At 55.0% G+C, this 18,140-nt stretch carries 10 protein-coding genes; 7 read left to right on the forward strand and 3 right to left on the reverse strand.

Annotated elements, in window-relative coordinates:
- Positions 1–168: 168 nt before the first annotated feature.
- The gene (locus JRC49_06065; protein ID QTE72376.1) at positions 169–1,737 is read right to left on the reverse strand and encodes a hypothetical protein; all 1,569 of its coding nucleotides are present in this window, start codon (positions 1,735–1,737) and stop codon (positions 169–171) included.
- Between the two features lie 120 nt (positions 1,738–1,857).
- Here JRC49_06065 and JRC49_06070 point away from each other — a divergent pair, with 120 nt between their 5' ends.
- The 6 genes from JRC49_06070 (at position 1,858) to ugpC (ending at position 10,783) form a co-directional block, all read left to right on the forward strand.
- The gene (locus JRC49_06070; protein ID QTE72377.1) at positions 1,858–2,883 is read left to right on the forward strand and encodes a hypothetical protein; all 1,026 of its coding nucleotides are present in this window, start codon (positions 1,858–1,860) and stop codon (positions 2,881–2,883) included.
- Positions 2,880–4,841 carry a glycosyl hydrolase 53 family protein gene (locus JRC49_06075; GenBank protein QTE72378.1) on the forward strand — a complete coding sequence of 654 codons (1,962 nt, stop codon included), beginning with the start codon at positions 2,880–2,882 and terminating at the stop codon, positions 4,839–4,841. Before JRC49_06070 ends, JRC49_06075 begins: the two co-directional genes overlap by 4 nt.
- A 212-nt stretch (positions 4,842–5,053) precedes the next feature.
- Positions 5,054–6,577, forward strand: coding sequence for an extracellular solute-binding protein (locus JRC49_06080; GenBank protein QTE72379.1), 1,524 nt, complete (start codon positions 5,054–5,056; stop codon positions 6,575–6,577).
- 110 nt (positions 6,578–6,687) lie between these two features.
- Positions 6,688–8,223: a sugar ABC transporter permease gene (locus tag JRC49_06085; protein ID QTE72380.1), complete on the forward strand. Its 1,536-nt coding sequence runs from the start codon at positions 6,688–6,690 to the stop codon at positions 8,221–8,223.
- A 26-nt stretch (positions 8,224–8,249) separates the two neighbouring features.
- Positions 8,250–9,092, forward strand: a complete 843-nt coding sequence (locus tag JRC49_06090) for a sugar ABC transporter permease (protein ID QTE72812.1) — start codon at positions 8,250–8,252, stop codon at positions 9,090–9,092.
- A gap of 563 nt (positions 9,093–9,655) precedes the next feature.
- Positions 9,656–10,783 (forward strand): sn-glycerol-3-phosphate ABC transporter ATP-binding protein UgpC, encoded by a 1,128-nt coding sequence (gene ugpC / locus JRC49_06095; GenBank protein QTE72381.1) that lies wholly within the window; start codon positions 9,656–9,658, stop codon positions 10,781–10,783.
- Between the two features lie 187 nt (positions 10,784–10,970).
- Here ugpC and JRC49_06100 read toward each other — a convergent pair whose 3' ends face one another.
- Together JRC49_06100 and JRC49_06105 are read right to left on the reverse strand one after the other, a co-directional pair.
- Positions 10,971–11,675, reverse strand: a complete 705-nt coding sequence (locus JRC49_06100; GenBank protein ID QTE72382.1) for a CvpA family protein — start codon at positions 11,673–11,675, stop codon at positions 10,971–10,973.
- 228 nt (positions 11,676–11,903) lie between these two features.
- A complete protein-coding gene (locus JRC49_06105) occupies positions 11,904–14,882 on the reverse strand; it encodes a PBP1A family penicillin-binding protein (protein QTE72383.1) in 2,979 nt (992 codons plus the stop codon).
- Between the two features lie 659 nt (positions 14,883–15,541).
- Here JRC49_06105 and clpB point away from each other — a divergent pair.
- On the forward strand, positions 15,542–18,139 hold the full coding sequence (gene clpB / locus JRC49_06110) for an ATP-dependent chaperone ClpB (GenBank protein QTE72384.1): 2,598 nt from the start codon (positions 15,542–15,544) through the stop codon (positions 18,137–18,139).
- Position 18,140: the final 1 nt, after the last annotated feature.

Raw genomic sequence — 18,140 nt, forward strand, 5'->3', positions numbered from 1 at the left:
TGAACCGCAGGTTCTGAAAATTCATAATTCACAATTCATAATTCATAATGATTATTTTGTTATCCTTACCGAAGCAGAGGCTCCTCTGGAGGGATAAACTATCATTTATACGGAACATCTTCCGTCTGATAATCCGTTAATTCTGAATTCTGAATTCTTAATTCTGAATTACTTCAGTATCGCGCTCGTCTGTCCGCCCAGCGTCAGTACCGTTCCGTCCAGCTCCGCGAAGCCCTCAAAGGGATCCACGGACAGCGACGCCGCAATCTCCGCAAACGTCTGGTCCGTCGCCTCCGCCAGATCTACCTTCAGCGTTTTCTCCGTTGTGTTGTGGAATACGCCCACCGTGCTGCCGTCCAGGGTGCACAGCCAGCCGCCCAGCTTCGTGTTTTTGAACTTCAGGGCAGTAAATTCTCCCCGGGCAATCTCCGGATAAGCCTTCCGGAGCGCGATCAGCCTGCGGTAATGCCACAGGATGGACGCGCTGTTCTTTTCCCGGTCCGCCACCGAGGAGAACTTGGACTTGTCGTAATTGCTGCCGATCGGATCCTCCACCGTATCCCCGTCTCCCCAGCACATGGCCAGGCGCCGGTTGGCGTCTGTATTGGCTCCGCCCCGGGAACCGCGCAGGCCGATCTCTTCGCCGTAATACAGGAAGGGCGAACCGGGCATCAGGATATACAGGTTGGCAGCCATATGCATGCTGCCGCTGGCAACGGTCAGGAAGCCTGCCGCCCGGTCGGTATCGTGGTTGGCTATGAAGGGAATGTTCATCGCTTCCGGATTGATGTCATGGATCTCCTTCAGGTACGACTGGGTCGCCTGAGCAAACCGGTTCACGTCCCCTCCCAATGCAGTTTCCGCGATCAGTCCCTCCACCAGGGCGGTGGAAAAGTGGAAACAGTTGAAGGCTTTCAGGTACCGGTCAATGATGGCGTCCCCGTCCCAGACCTCCGCCACGGTATAAATGTCCGGGTTGATCTTCTTCAGCTCGGCCATGTACCACTCCCAGAATTCCGCGTTCCTGTCATGCTCGCCGTAATAGGGATATTTCGCGGCGTCAAACCGGAAGCCGTCCACCCCCAGATTCAGCCAGTAGACCGCCACGTCCAGCACAGCCTGCCGTACCTGCTCGTTGTCAAAATTGAGTTCCGGCATCTGGTCGGAGAAATTGGCCTCCACCTTCAGGGAAAGGCTGCCGAAATTCCTGAAGCGCCTGCCGGCAGGCGCGGGTGCCTCTGAAGGCATCCAGGTATAGAAGTTATAGAAGGGATCGTCCGGATCTCCGTTCTGGTGCGCGTTCCGGAAATTGATGAACCACTCGTTGTTTTCGCCCGTATGGTTCAGCGGCAGATCCAGGATCAGCTTCACGTCCCGCTCGTGGCACAGGGCGATCAGTTCCTTCAGGTCCTCTTCCGTACCGAAGGCGGGATCAATCTGATAATAATTGGTCACGTCGTATTTATGATAGGAAGGAGAGCAGAAGACCGGCGTCAGCCAGATTCCCTCTATCCCCAGGCTCTTGCCTGAAGCCGGATCCCCGTCGTTCAGGTAATCCATCCGGTTGATAATGCCCTGCAGGTCACCGGTTCCGTCTCCGTTTGAATCGGAGAAGGAACCCACAAAAATCTCATAAAACACCCGGTGATTGTTTTCCATATTCAGGCCCTTTTCTTCGGCGGCGGAAACACCGCTCAACAGTACCAGCGCCAGTAACAGGACGACAAATCGTTTCACAGTTATTCCCTTCTTTCCGCAGCTTTCTCCTGTATCATGAACCAAAGCAGACCGGTTGTCAAGGAAAGGAAAAGATGCTATATTGCGGTTAAACAAGGGAAAAAAGGATGTACCGCTTATATGGAATGGTTTTTGACCGAAACAGAACTGTCCGCGTGGAAAACGCGTGAAAAACGGCTGACCGCCGCTTTCCGGATCCTCGTCTGCCTCACGCTGATTATCTTCATTGTCTTGTGCCTGCTGGTGCGCACGGAGAACGCGCAGACCATGCATGCCGTGATCCTTGCCGTCACCGCCCTCCTGGGCTGGATCTGCATTACCGTCTATGTGCTGGGCGTGAAGGAAGCCCGTACCCAGTCCGGGCATCTGGATATGCTGCAGAAAGGGGAAAAGGAGTTCCGGACCGGCCGCCTGACCCTGACCCGGGATTCCATCCAGATCCCGAAAAGCATCCGCATTCGCAAAGTCCTGCTGGATTCCGGAGAGGGGGATCCTGCCCGCCTGAACCTGGATGAGCGCTGGGTTTCCCGGCTGCCCCGGGACGGAAGCCTGGTGCGCCTGGCGTTGGTTCACAGCTATATTGCCGGGGTGGAAACCCTGGAGAGCGGCTCCGCGGAAGGCGGTGCTTCCCGCCGTCCCGCCCGGATAAAGAAGATAGGACAGCTCATTCCCCTGCTTGGCGTCTGGCTGCTGGTAGCCGTCATCTTCGGCAGCTTTGTGTTTTACCAGATCACGGATACCGATCCGGCCCATAAACTGACCCTTTATGTGGACGGGGAAGTCCGCAATGAGGCACAGCTGGCCGCCCTGCTGGAAAAAGAGCTTCCTGAACCCATCCGCATGGTGCAGGTGCATCCCTTCTCCTATGCCATGTTCGGTTCCGACGCACTCCGCGCCGCGGATCTCTATATTGTTCCGGACAGCGACCTGGAACAGTTTGCGGACTGGTTTGCTCCCGGGGAGGAAAGCGTTACCGTCCATGATCCGGAAACCGGGGTTTCCGTTGCCGGCACATGGCTCCTGTATGCCCCGGAAGAGACCTACCGTCTGTATCTTGGCGCAAATTCCGCCCATCTGGAGGATGGACTGGCCCGGCAGGGCGCTGAGCTGCTGATAAACCTGAAAACAGAGGAGGAAACCAGATGAACGCGCGCATGTTCCTGATCCTGGCCCTGATTCTTTTCCTGCTTCTGCCCTGCCTGTCCGCCGGGGCGGAGTCTTCTTCCGACACGCTGTATGTAAAGAAGGTGGAAAACCTGCCGGATGACTTCATTTTCGGCATGGATATCTCCAGCGTGCTCGCCGAAGAGAAAAGCGGCGTAAAGTATTACGACTTTGACGGCAAAGAAGCCGATTTGTTCAGCCTGCTGGCGGAAAACGGGATCAACTATATCCGCGTCCGTGTCTGGAATAATCCCTATGATAATGAAGGCCGCGGCTTCGGCGGCGGCAACTGCGATATCCTCAATGCCGTGGAAATCGGCAAACGGGCGACTGCCTGCGGCATGAAGCTGCTGGTGGACTTCCACTATTCCGATTTCTGGGCTGATCCGGGCAAGCAGATGGTTCCCCGTGCCTGGGCAAAGCTGGATATCGATGAAAAGGAAGAAGAATTATATAAATATACCCTTGACTGCATGAAGCAGCTGAAGGATGCCGGTGTGGATGTGGGCATGGTTCAGCTGGGCAATGAAACCAACGGCGCTCTCTGCGGGGAAAAGATCTGGCGGGACATCGCCCATCTCATGGACGCCGGTTCCCGTGCCGTGAAGGAAGTCTATCCGGAAGCCCTGATTGCCCTGCATTTTGCCAATCCCGAGAAGCCGGACAGCTACCGGACCTATGCTTCCAAGATGGCTTATTACGAGCAATACGGCCTGATCCAGTATGACGTCTTCGCCACTTCCTATTATCCTTACTGGCACGGCACGCTGGACAATCTTGCTGAAACCCTGACGGAGATTGCCGAAACTTACGGCAAAAAAGTCATGGTTATGGAAACCTCCTACGCCTTTACTGCGGAGGATACGGATTTCTCCGCCAATACCATCGGTGACGGCGGTGGAATCGTCAAGGATTATCCCTTCACCGTCCAGGGCCAGGCCAACTGTATCCGAAACATCACGGATACCATCGTAAACCACACGCCCTCCGGCATCGGCGTCTGCTACTGGGAAGGCGCCTGGATCACCGTGGGAACGGACAGCTGGGAAGAGAACCATGAAATCTGGGAGCAGTACGGCTCCGGCTGGGCTTCCAGTTATGCCTCTGTATATGATCCCAAGGATGCCGGGAAATATTACGGCGGCATCGCCGTGGACAACCAGGCTTTCTTTGACGCGAAAGGAAACGCGCTGGAATCCCTGAAGGTTTTCAGCCTGATGCGCACCGGCAATGAAATTGCGCCTGTTCCGGACGCGCTGGAAGAGCCGTCTGTCATCTGCGACCTGAATATGCCCCTGGTTCTTCCGGAAACAGTCAATGCCGTCATGACAGATGACAGCCGCCAGGCCATCCCTGTTACCTGGAATCTTTCGGAGGAAGAAGATCAGGCAATGCACACTTCCGGTCCCGCGCAGTATGTGATCACCGGAGAGGCCGGCGGTATGGAGGCAAAGTGCTTCGTTTCCATGGTTGAATATAACTACCTGAAGGATTACAGCTTTGAGGAAGGCAGCGATGCCTGGGTCATCACTGATCTGAAGAAAGCGGATGAACTGTATATAGAGGATAAAAAAACAGATTCCCTCACCGGTTCAAAACACATGCATTTCTGGAGTGCCGCCCAGGACAGTGTGGAATTCACCCTGGAGCAGACAGTCAGCGACCTTCCGGAAGGAAAGTTCAGGTTCGCCTTGTCCGTCATGGGCGGCGACTGCGGCACTACCGATATTTATGCCTATGCCAAAGTGGACGGTACCGAGGTCGCAAGGTCGGAACAGATTCCTATTACCGGCTGGAACAGCTGGAACCAGGGGATCATTCCGGAATTTGATCATCCTGCCGGTATGGAAGTGACGGTCGGTCTCTATGTAAAGTGCCAGGGAGCCGGTAACGGGGCCTGGGGAAAAATCGACGACGCAATGCTCAATTCTTTACGGTAAAAGGGCTCCGGGTTTTCGAATCATCGGAAACGATACCAATTACGTAAAATAAGGGCTTCCAGAAAATTTGTTGTTGACAAAAAATGGACTCTGCTATAAAATATGCACACAGTCGAAACGGCATAAATTCTCCCAAAAGTCACATGGCTCTTTGGAGAATTTGTCGTCCGGCAAAAAAGAATGAAAATAAATATTGAAAGGATGATCACTCCATGAAAAAATTCCTCGCCATCGTATTGGCTGCTGTAATGGCACTTTCCATGGTCTCTTTCGCTTCTGCGTCCAGCCTGGCCGGAGAATACGAAATCAAGGTCTGGGTGGCTGACGCCATCGTTGACCTGACCGAAGCTCAGATCAAGCGTTTCAATGAAACCAACGAAGACGGCATCGTTTTCAAAGCCACCATCGAAAAGATGGGTGAAGGCGACGCTGCCAGCAACATGGTGCAGGACGTTGAAGCCGGCGCTGACATCTACTGCTTCGCGCAGGACCAGCTGTCCCGCCTGCTGACCGCCAAGGCCCTGGCCAAGCTGGGAACCAAGGCTGCCGAATTCGTCACCGCGAATTATGACGCTGACTCCGCCAAGTCCGTCACCGTGGATGGCACCATGTACGCCTACCCGCTGACCGCGGACAACGGCTACTTCATGTACTATGACAAGAGCGTCATTCCGGACGAGGATGTTGACTCTCTTGAAAAGCTGATCGAAGACTGCGAGAAGGCCGGTAAGTACTTCTCCTTCGATCTGAAGAACGTCTGGTATTCCGCCGGCTTCTTCTTCGGCGATGTCGGCTGCACCTCCACCTGGGTTATGGACGCCGACGGCAATGCCAAGGGCGTTGTGGATAACTTCAACAGCGACAAGGGCCTGATCGCCCTGAAGGGCATGAAGAAACTGCTGGATTCCGACTGCTGGAACAGCAGCTCCGAAGTTTCCGCTTTCGAAAGCAATTCCGCCATCGTGGTCTCCGGCACCTGGGGTTCCTCCACTGCCAAGCAGATCCTGGGCGACAACCTGGGCGTTGCTGATCTGCCTTCCTATGACATCGACGGTACCGCCTATCACATCGGCAGCTTCTTCGGCTTCAAGCTCATGGGCATTAAGCCGCAGGAAGATCCGGTGAAGAACGCCGCCCTGAACAAGCTGGCCCAGTTCCTGACCGGCAAGGAATGCTCCCTGGAGCGTCATGCCTCCAACGGCTGGGGCCCCGCCAACCTGGAAGCCCAGGCTGATGAAGCTGTTCTGAATGACCCGATTCTGGCTGCTGTGTATGCTCAGAAGGAATACGGACAGGTTCAGCTCGCAATCAGCGGTGCCTGGTGGAACATCGGCAATGTTATTGCTGACGAAGCCAAGGATGCCACGGATGAAGAAGGCCTGAAGCAGGTCCTCGTGAACTACGAGAACAAGATCAACGAATCCCTGAAGCTGGATGCCAACGCCCTGCTGTTCGTAGGTGCCTGGAACGGCTGGAACAACGCTGACGAAGCTGACACCTACTACTTCAAGGATGGCGCCCTGACGCTGGACGTTCCGGAAAGCGACTACATGGGCGGCCGTATTGTCAAGCCCGCTGACTGGGGCACTGACAAGGGCTTCGCTCAGGTTACCACCGGTGCTGAACTGATCAAGGATCTGGGTGCTGACAACCCCGACAATAACATCGTGTTCGCAGAGCCCGGCAACTACACCGTGACCTGGGACGGCACTGCCATCACCATCGTGAAGAACTGATAACAACATAATCAGAATCTGACTCGATCATTTTCGGCCGGAGCTGAAGAACATTTCGGCTCCGGCCGATTTCGGATTTTCCATGCACAGGAGAGGAGTGGATCACGGATATGGCACAGCTCAGTGACCTGGAATACCTGAAGCTGTCCAAAGGACGGAGACTCGGGTATAAGGTGGGGCGCTTCTTCGCCAAAATCCCCCAGGCAACCCTGAATGCATTTCAGAGGATTGGGGGAGCGCTGAAGTCAGGCGTCGCCGCCATCGGCCGGGAGGCAAAGGATATCGTAACCACCTTTGTCAACGGCGACTGGAAAACCAAACTCAGTTACCTGGTCATGGGCTTTGGCTGCCTGGCCAGGGGACAGATCCTGCGGGGACTGCTGTTCCTGCTGTTTGAAATTGTATTTATCGGATACATGATCCTGTCCGGAGCATACTGGCTGTCCATGATGCCCTCCCTGGGCAAGGTCGGCCCCACAGAGACATATGACGAGATTTACGATGCATATGTCCATACATACAACGACAACTCCTTCCAGATCCTGCTATACAGTGTGCTGACCATCTTCTTCATCATCGCCTTCATCTACACCTGGCGGGTCAACATCCGCCAGAACAAGGAGGCGGAGCGGATCCTGGCCGCCGGCAAAAGGCTGAAAAGCTCAAAGGAAGACCTGCATTCCATGGTGGATGAGTCTTTCCATAAGACGTTGCTGTCGCTGCCCCTGACCGGCATCATCATCTTTACTGTTCTGCCGCTCATCTTCATGATCCTGGTTGCCTTCACCAACTATGACGGCGCTCATGACGGATACATCAGCAACCTGTTCCACTGGGTGGGGTTGGATAACTTCAACACCCTGTTCTCCTGGAAGAGTGCCAGCGGAACCCAGAGCTATGCGGCCACATTCGGTGAAATCCTGTCCTGGACGCTGATGTGGGCTTTCTTCGCCACATTCACCAACTACTTCCTGGGCATGTTCGTGGCTATGGCCATCAACAAGAAGGGCATCAAGGGCAAAAAGCTCTGGCGGACGATCCTGGTCATGACCATCGCCATTCCGCAGTTCATCTCCCTGCTGTATGTGTCCAAGATGTTCGCCAAGGACGGTATCGTGAACGGTGCCCTGATGAGCCTGGGCTGGATTGATAAAGCCCTTCCCTTCTGGGAAGACGCCACCTGGGCCCGGGTCAGCGTCATTCTCATCAACATCTGGATCGGTATTCCGTACCTGATGCTGATGGCCACCGGTATCCTGATGAACATTCCGGCGGACCTGTATGAATCCGCCCGTATTGACGGTGCCAATCCCTGGCAGCAGTATACGAAAATCACACTTCCATATATGCTGTTCATCACAGGACCGTACCTGCTGACCAGTTTTATAGGCAACATCAACAACTTCAACGTGATCTTCCTGCTCACGGGAGGCGCGCCGACGAACCCGGCAGCATCGTCGGCTTCAGGCTCCGTGGGTTATACGGATCTGCTGATCACCTGGCTGTTCAAGATCAGTACCGGTGCGGAGTCCAAATATTACCTGGCTTCTGTAATCGGTATCATGGTCTTCGTTGTGGTATCGATCATTGCACTGATCGTCTACAACCTGCTGCCGAGTATTAAGAATGAGGAGGACTTCCAGTGATGAGTGAATCAAGTATGAAGCGTCACATGGGACTGCGGGCCTCCAGAACGCTGGGCAACACGCTGATCTATATTCTTCTGATCACCATCAGCGCCATCTGGCTGATCCCCTTCTTCTGCATTGTGCTGCAGTCCTTCCGGGTGGAAAGCACCTGGCAGGTGGGCTACGTGATGCCCAAAGTCTGGGGCCTGGACAACTACCGGAAGCTGTTCTCCTCAGACTTTACCCGCTGGTATACAAACACCTTCATTATTTCCGTCTTTACCGCACTCTTCCAGACGGTCATCGTGCTGTGCATGAGCTACACGCTCAGCCGTTTCCGTTTCAAGATGCGTAAACCCCTGATGAGGTTCATGCTTATCCTGGGCTTCTTCCCCGGCATGCTGACCATGATTATCCTGTACCGCGTGCTGAAGGACCTGGGCCTTACCCAGGCCAACGCAGTTCCCGGTCTGATCCTGGTCTACATCGCCTCCTCCGGTATGGGCTACTATGTGTCCAAAGGTTTCTTTGACACCATCCCCAAATCGCTGGATGAAGCCGCCCGTGTCGACGGGGCGACCCGTTTCCAGGTGCTGAAAAAGATCATCCTGCCGCTCTCCAAGCCCATCGTCATCTACACAGTCCTGACGGCATTCATGGGCCCCTGGGGCGACTACGTCTTTGCCCGCTACATTTCCTTCGGCGCATCCGCCGGTATGAACGTGGCGGTCGGTCTGTACAACTGGCTGACGCCAGACCAGATCAACAACAACTACACCATGTTCTGCGCGGGCGGCGTACTGGTGGCAATCCCTGTTACGCTTCTGTTCCTGTTCTTACAGAAGTACTATGTGGAAGGCGTAACAGGAGGCGCAGTCAAAGGCTAAAGCCTTTGACAGTGACTCCGAGGTGGGGAGCGAGGGACGCGGTGCCCCAGTGGGGCATTTGCCATAGGCAAAAGCGACCCGGAGTCCTGTCGTGCGCGGTGCGCGGGGTTCGGAACGCCCGGAAAACTGTCCAGTGGACAGTTTTCAGTGGAGAACGGGCGGCAGCCCCGGGCACGAGGAATGCCGCCCGCGGTGCGCGCGCGAATCCTTGCCGAAACGAGCGGTGAGCGCGCTCCAGGGCGAACCTCTGAGGGCAGCCAGTGGCTGAAATTCCTAAGAGGGTTTGGAGCGCCCGGATAAAGAGCCAGTGGCTCTTTATCAGCGTAAAACGGGCGGCAGCCCCGAGAGGTCAATCGAAAGGGAGCAAGCTCCACAGTGTGGAGTTGCGACCATTGAGATTGCGGAAAAGCAGCGACGATTGAGGTTGCGGATGCGGTAAAGGGTAAAATCTTTACCCGCAGCACCCAGAAACGGGGTTATGAAAAGCAGTCAACTATTAATTCTGAATTCTTAATTCTGAATTCTGAATTGAAATACCGGCGAATGGAAGGAGCAAATATAGTATGGCAAGCGTAAAATTGACTGACGTCAAAAAGATTTACGATAACAAAGTCACGGCAGTTCATGACTTTAACCTGGAAATCGCGGACAAGGAGTTTGTGGTCTTCGTCGGACCTTCCGGCTGCGGCAAGTCCACCACCCTGCGGATGATCGCCGGCCTGGAGGACATCTCCGAAGGCACCCTGGAAATCGACGGCGAGGTCGTCAATGACCTGCAGCCCAAGGACAGGAATATCGCCATGGTTTTCCAGAACTACGCCCTGTATCCGCATATGACGGTATACGACAACATCGCTTTCAGCCTGCGGCTGAAGAAGATGCCCGAGGATGAGATCTACGAACGCGTCACCAACGCGGCGCAGATTCTGGGCATCACCGAATACCTGACCCGGAAGCCCCGCGCCCTGTCCGGCGGCCAGCGCCAGCGCGTGGCTATCGGCCGCGCCATGGTCCGGAACGCCAAGGTCTTCCTGATGGACGAACCGCTGTCCAACCTGGACGCTAAGCTGCGCAACCAGATGCGCGCGGAAATCATCCTCCTCCGTCAGAAGCTGGATACCACCTTCATCTACGTTACCCATGACCAGACGGAAGCCATGACCCTGGGCGACCGGATCGTCATCATGAAGGATGGCTTCATTGAGCAGGTCGGTACTCCCCAGGAAGTGTTCGATACTCCCGTGAACCTCTTCGTGGCCGGCTTCATCGGCAGCCCCCAGATGAACTTCCTGAAGGCAAACCTGGAAAAGGCAGCCGGCGGATACGTTGTGGATATTCTCGGTGTCAAACTGCCCCTGAATGAAGAACAGAATGCAGTTCTGGAGCAGAAGGGCGTCGGTTCCCAGGAAATCATCCTGGGCGTCCGTCCGGAGCATACCAGCGTGTTGTTTGACAACCAGGAAGGCGCTATCGAATGCAAAATCGACGTCAACGAAATGATGGGCAGCGAGCTGCATCTGCACCTGTCCAGCCAGAACAATGACAAGATCATTGTCCGTCTCCCCACTGTGGACCTGACGAAGGAACAGCGTGAAAGCCTGACCTTTGGCAACAAGCTGTACATCACCTTCCCCGCGAAGGTCATGCACCTCTTCGATCCCGCCACAGAAAAGAGTCTCATTGACGGCTAATCTTTCCAAAATCAAAACCCAGCGGCCTGCTTACAGGCCGCTGGGTTTTTTAGTATCTGTCACATGCGCCATAGGCGCATATTTCATATCGCGCAAGCGATATTTCACATCCTGCGAAGCAGGATATTTCACATTGGCCAAAGGCCAATATTTCATTGTTCTGATTTCCTTTGCCTTGCAAAGAAAATCAGAACAGCTTCCCATTCATAATCGCCAGTATCAGGTTCCCGCTGTTAAACAACGGTGCCAGGGCACTGGCTTCCACCAGCTGGTTCAGGTTATTAACCGGCAGCAGGGTCTGGACCAGGGGCAGCAGGGCAAAAGCCACAAAGCACAGCAGTGCGCCGCGGATCAACCCGAAGGCACCGCCGGCCAGGGAGTTCAGCTGCTTCAGCACCGGGAACTTGAAGACCACTTTCAGGAAGTTGATCACAAAGTGAATCACCAGCAGCAGCGCCAGGAAGCATACAATAAAGCAGATTACATTCAGGATAGCGCCGACAATCGTCTGGGAAACATAGGTTCCCACGTCTGCGGCCGTACCGTAAACCTGGTTTGTCAGGTTGTTCTGCAGCAGGGTGTTCAGCGGAGCAGGCAGGGATACCTTATTCAGGATCTCCGTAATGCTGTTCTCAGTCAGGGACGTAACACTGCTTCCTGCCAGGGTCTGGTCGCCCAGCTTCGTTGCTGCGTCAGTATAGGACGCCAGGGTACGCAGAATTTCAGGATTGTTCTGGATCACTCCTGCCAGCTTCGGACTCAGCCAGAAGCTGAGGCCAAGGGAAAGCAGGCATCCGCCCATGGACGCCACAGAAGAGATAAATCCACGGTACAGTCCTACCAGTATACTCAGTCCCAGGATCGCCAGGATCACAATGTCCACAATGTTCATCTAATCTCTTCTTCCTCCTGTTTCCCGGATCATGATAATGTATTCTTCAATAATACAAACTTTCTCCGAATGTTGTCCGGAACATCTGCGTTCCGAACTGTCATCTCGACCAAAGGCGCTTCGCGCCTGCGTGGAGAGATCTCGTTTCTTTTCCCCGTCTCAGCGGAACACTCTGTCATTATGCATTATGAATTATGAATTATGCATTGGAGGAATTTATTAATTCCATTAATAAATTCCTCCCAGCGCCTGCGTCAGGGTCTGCATGGCGCTCATCACATCGGACTGATTCGCCCCGCCTCCGCCGATCAGCATCCGCAGGTAATCCGCCGCGTTCTGGATCGCACGGTACTGCTCGCTGTTCGGGTCCATGGAGGCCATCATGGTCTCCGCCATCGTCAGCACCTGTCTGGCGTCAGCAAAAGACTGATCGCTACCGCCCTGGTCGTAACCGCCCTGATAGCCGCCCTGGTCATATCCGGGGAACTGATCAGGCATCGTGGGCTGCTGATAGAATCCGCTGTGCAGGGTACAGACCGTATTGCTTGTCACAGCCGTCGATCCCAGGTATTCCTCAATGACTGACTGGTACTGTCCCAGCAGGTTATACAGGGGATGTCCTGTCGGGATCGTTACTACGCCGCGTGTCACAGTATACGGACAATTGGGAGAAGGCGGCATTCCGGACTCAGCACAGACTGTCATGTTGGTATGCATCTGGCAGTTCACAGTCGGTTCGGTTCCCTTAGCCCACCAGTCTGTCACAACACCGTATCCCATTGCGTCGTTCCGGCAGGCTTCCGTAGCCAGCTGGCCGCTCACCGCACAGGTGGTTACCTTCACCAGGCCGTAATCGGAAGGATTGCCGTCCAGGATATCCTTCTTGTCCAGGCCCTGGTGGATCTTGCTCATGTAGGCCTGCCACAGCGGCGCGGCCGCGCCGGAACCTGTGGACTTGGAGGACAGTGCCTTATAGTTGTCATGACCGACCCACAGGGCGGAAGCGTAGTATCCGGTCATACCGGAGAAGAATACGCCCTTCTGGTCGGAGTTTGTACCGGTCTTACCGCCCACGATCTGTCCGCTGATCTTTGCGCTTGTACCGGTACCGCTTTGTACCGCGGTCTTCAGCATGTCTACGATCAGCCAGGAAGTGCTGGGCGAGAAAACCTTGCGCCGTTCCTGGTGCTGGTGTCCATCCCATACCACATGATTTGCGGAATCGGAAATACCCAGCACGGATATAGGCTCCTGGTAAACGCCGCCGTTGGCCAGTACGCCGAAGGCAACCGTCATCTGCAGCGGGGTAATACCGGAGGAACCAAGGCTCAGGCCGAAGGGAGTGGCATCGATGTGGCCGTCGTCAATACCCAGCCGGTGCAGGAAGTCCACGCTGCGTTCCACGCCCACATAGGACATAAGTGTGGATGCCGCGGATGTATTATGAGACTTGGCCATGGCAGTGCGCAGGGTTTCAGGACCCACATAGCCGCCTCCGCCGTAGTTCTTCGGCCAGGAATCGTTTCCCTTGGAATCCTTCCAGCCGGAAATCGGTATCGGCATGTTGTAAACCACCGTGGCCGGGCTGCAGCCCAGTTCCAGGGCCGGTGCGTAAACCGCAATCGGCTTGATGGAAGAACCGACCGGCATCTTCATGTCCGTAGCCCGGTTCAGGGTCTTCCTTGCTGTCACTTCAGTACGGGAACCGACAATCGCCTTCAGCTCACCCGTCCGGTAATCCAGCACCGCGCAGGCCGCCTGGGGCTCAATGGTTTCTGTATAGGTGCCGTCGGAGTTCTTTGTCCGGAACACCTTGTCTGACGGATCCCGCAGGGACGGATACTTGCTCCAGTTCTGCAGCGTGGTTTCCACCGTCTCCTGGATGTTGGGATCAATTGCCAGCCGCACCCTGTAACCGCCGGTACGGAGCTTGTTTTCCATGGCTGCCCGGTTCGTTGCGTTATCCTCCAGGCCGTTCAGCTCCAGAAAGATGTTTACAACTTCCTTCACAGCGTACTCCACATAATGGGGATACTTGTACATGCTGTCTCCTGACGACGGAGCCTCCTGCAGGACGTGTGCCGTGGCCGGGTTCAGGGCTTCTTCATACTGTTCCTTAGTGATGAACTGGTTTTCATACATACACCGGAGCACATAATTCGTCCGGTTGTTGGTTACCGCGGCATAGTCCTTTTCGTCACTCTTGCGGGTATACAGATTCCGCCGCGGATTATAGTAGTAAGGGTTGTTGGTCGTACCGGCCAGTATCGCGCATTCCCGGATACTCAGTTCGCCCAGGTTTTTACCGAAATAGCCCTGTGCCGCCACCTGCACGCCGTAATAGTTTTCACCCAGGAAAATCGTGTTCAGATAGGTTTCCAGGATCTGATCCTTGGTGTACCGGTTTTCCAGCTGCAAGGCCAGATAGGCCTCCTGGATTTTCCGCTTATAGCTCTGTTCCGAGGAAAGCAGGGTATTCTTGATCAGCTGCTGGGTAATGGTGGAACCGCCCTGTGTGGAGGAAGAAGTCAGGTTGAACACAAGGGCGCCCACAATACGCTTCAGGTCCACACCGTTATGGGAATAGAAACGGGCGTCTTCCACTGCGATAAAAGCATTGCGAAGCATCTTGGGCATCGCGGCCAGCGATACCAGCACCCGGTTTTCTGTTCCTTTGTATTCAGTAATCAGATTACCGTTGCAATCATAAATGAAAGAGGTCTGTGCCTGGGTATCCATTGCCACCAGGTTTAGTTCGGGAGCCGTATCCACATAACCCTTGGCAATTCCGGCCAGTGCGCCCAGTCCGGCCACACCGGCAAGCACCACAATCACGATCAGCACCCTGATCGTGTTCAGCAGCACACTGACGACAAAATTCGGTTTCCGGGTTTCCGGGCGGAAAATACTGCGGGGTTCCGGTTTGTCTTCCGGCTCCTCGTCATAATCCTCGTCGTACTCCTCGTCATCCCGCGCCCAGGAAGATTCCTCTTCGTAAGCCTCGTTGTCGTAGGCCTCTTCTCCGTCGTAGGTTTCCTCGTATTCATCATATCCGGACTCTTCGGGATAATACTCCGCTTCATCCATCGGCTCGTCATACGCATCAGGATCCCTGTTTTCAGGGAACTGCGGTTCGTAGCCTTCATCGGAAGAATATTCTTCGAATTCTTCGAAGTTATCTTCTTCCCGTTTCTTCTTACCGAACATTCTAACCCTCCGGTTTGACCGTTTGTCATGGCGCGAAAAGCTTATACCAAGACAGTTTATAATATCATAGATCGCTTTCCTTGTCCAAAAACCATCCTTCCAAAAAACAACGTCTTTAACTCTTCATTTCTTCCAATTCAACGGATCACCAATGATACAGAGGGGACGGTTCCTCCGGTATCATTTCATTGTTGCTTTACGAATCATGAATCGTCATCTTTTCTCCGCAAGCAGGAACACCTGCAATCTGGTGTCATTCTGAGCAAGCGAATGCAATGAGCGCGTCGAAGAATTCCTTACTAAGGCCGCAGGCCTGATTCAGGAAGGAACACCATTACCTCCACATTGTCATCTCGACTAAGGAGCCCAACGGGCTCCGCATGGAGAGATCTCCTCCGGGGATGTAGACCTTCAACACATACGGAACAGTTTCAGCAAAGAGACTATACTAATTCTGAATTGTTGTGGAGGCATTCGTGCTTTAGCACGACTAATGCCTCCCATGCTACAGCCGTCCATTTCTGCAAGCCATTAGCGATGCAGAAATGGAATACGGCGATCGCAGAATTTGTTTTCTCCTCTTGACAACAATCATTGCCGGTGTATAATACTCTTGAAGGTCAAAGTTAGTCAAATAACCTTCGAAGGAGGTAATCCCTATGAATATGAATCAGTTCACGCAAAAGACAGTCAATGCCCTGCAGCGGGCTCAGTCTCTTGCCATCGAATATCAGCATATGCAGGTGGAACAGGAGCACCTGATGCTCGCCCTGACCGAGGATGAAAGCGAACTTATCCCCCAGCTTCTCACTAAGTGCGGCATTTCCGTGCCCGCGTTTGTCAGCGGCCTGAAGGAAAACCTGGACCGTACGCCCCGTGTTTCCGGTTCCGGCCGGGAGCCCGGCAAGGTCTACATCGCCAATGATGTGGAGCAGGCCCTGGTGGAAGCGGAAAAGATCGCCCAGCGCATGAAGGACGAGTATCTCTCCGTTGAGCATGTCTGGATGGGACTTTGTGCCAAGGCTTCTGCCAACGTCAAGCGCCTGCTGAAAGCCCAGGGATACCGCGATGACGCCTTCCTCAAGGCGCTCAGCGAAGTCCGCGGCGCTGCCCGTGTCACCTCTGACACGCCGGAAGACACCTATGACGCGCTGAAGAAGTACGGCTCCGATCTGGTGGATCTGGCCCGGAAGCAGAAGCTGGATCCGGTCATCGGCCGGGACAGTGAAATCCGGAATGTCATCCGTATCCTTTCCCGTAAAACGAAGAACAACCCGGTCCTGATCGGTGAACCCGGTGTCGGTAAAACCGCCATCGCCGAAGGCCTGGCTCAGCGGATTGTCCGTGGCGACGTACCAGACAGCCTGAAGGATAAGACCATTTTCTCCCTGGATATGGGCAGCCTGATCGCCGGCGCCAAGTTCCGCGGTGAGTTTGAAGAGCGTCTGAAGGCCGTTCTGGCGGAAATCAAGAAGAGCGACGGCCGCATCATCCTGTTCATCGATGAGCTGCACACCATCGTCGGTGCCGGCAAGGCGGACGGCGCCATGGACGCCGGCAACATCCTGAAGCCTATGCTGGCCCGGGGTGAGCTCCACTGTATCGGTGCCACCACCCTGAACGAGTACCGTCAGTATATCGAGAAGGATGCCGCCCTGGAACGTCGTTTCCAGCCCGTCATGGTTTCCGAGCCTACCGTTGAAGATACCATCGCTATCCTGCGCGGTCTGAAGGAACGGTATGAAGTTTTCCATGGCGTCAAGATCCAGGACAATGCCCTGATCGCCGCCGCCACCCTCTCCAACCGCTACATTACCGACCGGTTCCTGCCGGATAAGGCCATCGACCTGGTGGATGAAGCCTGCGCTATGATCCGTACGGAGATCGATTCCCTTCCTACCGAGCTGGACGATGTCCGCCGTCATATCATGCAGCTGGAGATTGAGGAAGCTGCCCTGAAGAAGGATGACGATCCCCTCTCCCGCGCACACCTGGATGAAGTGCAGAAGGAGCTGGCGGAGCAGCGGGATCAGTTCAATACCATGAAAGCCCGCTGGGAAGCGGAAAAAGAGGCCATCGGCAAGGTCACCGGCCTGCGCGAGGAAATCGAACGCGTCAATGCCGAGATCGAACAGGCCGAGCGTTCCTATGACCTGAATCGCGCCGCGGAACTGAAGTATGGTGAACTGCCGAAACTGAAGCAGGAGCTGGAAAAGGAAGAAGCCATTGCCGAGGAAAGCAAGGGCGAAAACAGCCTCCTCCGCGACCGGGTAACGGAAGAAGAAATCGCCCGGATCGTCGGCCGCTGGACCGGTATCCCGGTATCCAAGCTGATGGAAGGCGAGCGCGAGAAGCTGCTCCACCTGGAGGACGTCCTGCATGAGCGGGTCATCGGCCAGGATGAAGCTGTGAAGAAAGTGTCCGAAGCCATCCTGCGTTCCCGTGCCGGCATTCAGGATCCGAACCGTCCCCTGGGTTCCTTCCTGTTCCTCGGCCCCACCGGTGTCGGTAAAACCGAGCTGGCCAAAGCCCTGGCACAGGCCCTCTTCGACGATGAAAAGAACATGGTCCGGATCGATATGTCCGAGTACATGGAAAAGTTCAGTGTCTCCCGGCTGATCGGTGCACCTCCCGGATATGTGGGCTATGATGAAGGCGGCCAGCTGACTGAAGCGGTCCGTCGCCGTCCCTACTGCGTCGTTCTGTTTGATGAAGTGGAAAAGGCCCACCCGGATGTCTTCAACGTTCTCCTGCAGGTGCTGGATGACGGCCGGATTACCGACAGCCAGGGCCGCACCGTGGACTTCAAGAACACCATCCTGATCATGACCAGCAACCTGGGCAGCGAGTTCATCCTCGACGGCATCGCCGATGGTGAAATCACTCCGGAAGCCCGGGAGCAGGTGGACCGCCTGCTGAAGACCCGCTTCCGTCCCGAGTTCCTGAACCGGATTGACGAAATCGTCTGCTACAAACCCCTGACCCGAAACGAGATCGGTTCCATCGTGGGCCTGATGATCAAAAACCTGAACCGCCGCCTGGAGGACAAACAGCTGAAGGTCAAACTGACCGACGCCGCCCTGAATGCCGTCATCGACCGGGGCTTCGATCCCGTCTTCGGTGCCCGTCCCCTTAAGCGTTACCTGCAGAGCAAGGTGGAAACCCTCATTGCCCGTAAAGTCATCGCCGCGGATGTGGCTCCCGGCACCGAGCTGACCGTGGACCTGGATGCCAATGGCGAAATCGTCATTGCTTAAT

Source organism: Clostridiales bacterium FE2011, from assembly GCA_017569305.1.
In the GTDB taxonomy this organism is placed as follows: Bacteria; Bacillota; Clostridia; order Christensenellales; family Aristaeellaceae; genus Aristaeella.

Coding starts and splice junctions, on each gene's coding strand:
- JRC49_06100 (QTE72382.1), bottom strand. CDS start 11,675: ATGAACATTGTGGACATTGTGATCCTGGCGATCCTGGGACTGAGTATA.
- JRC49_06085 (QTE72380.1), top strand. CDS start 6,688: ATGGCACAGCTCAGTGACCTGGAATACCTGAAGCTGTCCAAAGGACGG.
- JRC49_06075 (QTE72378.1), top strand. CDS start 2,880: ATGAACGCGCGCATGTTCCTGATCCTGGCCCTGATTCTTTTCCTGCTT.
- JRC49_06105 (QTE72383.1), bottom strand. CDS start 14,882: ATGTTCGGTAAGAAGAAACGGGAAGAAGATAACTTCGAAGAATTCGAA.
- ugpC (QTE72381.1), top strand. CDS start 9,656: ATGGCAAGCGTAAAATTGACTGACGTCAAAAAGATTTACGATAACAAA.
- clpB (QTE72384.1), top strand. CDS start 15,542: ATGAATATGAATCAGTTCACGCAAAAGACAGTCAATGCCCTGCAGCGG.
- JRC49_06090 (QTE72812.1), top strand. CDS start 8,250: ATGGGACTGCGGGCCTCCAGAACGCTGGGCAACACGCTGATCTATATT.
- JRC49_06070 (QTE72377.1), top strand. CDS start 1,858: ATGGAATGGTTTTTGACCGAAACAGAACTGTCCGCGTGGAAAACGCGT.
- JRC49_06080 (QTE72379.1), top strand. CDS start 5,054: ATGAAAAAATTCCTCGCCATCGTATTGGCTGCTGTAATGGCACTTTCC.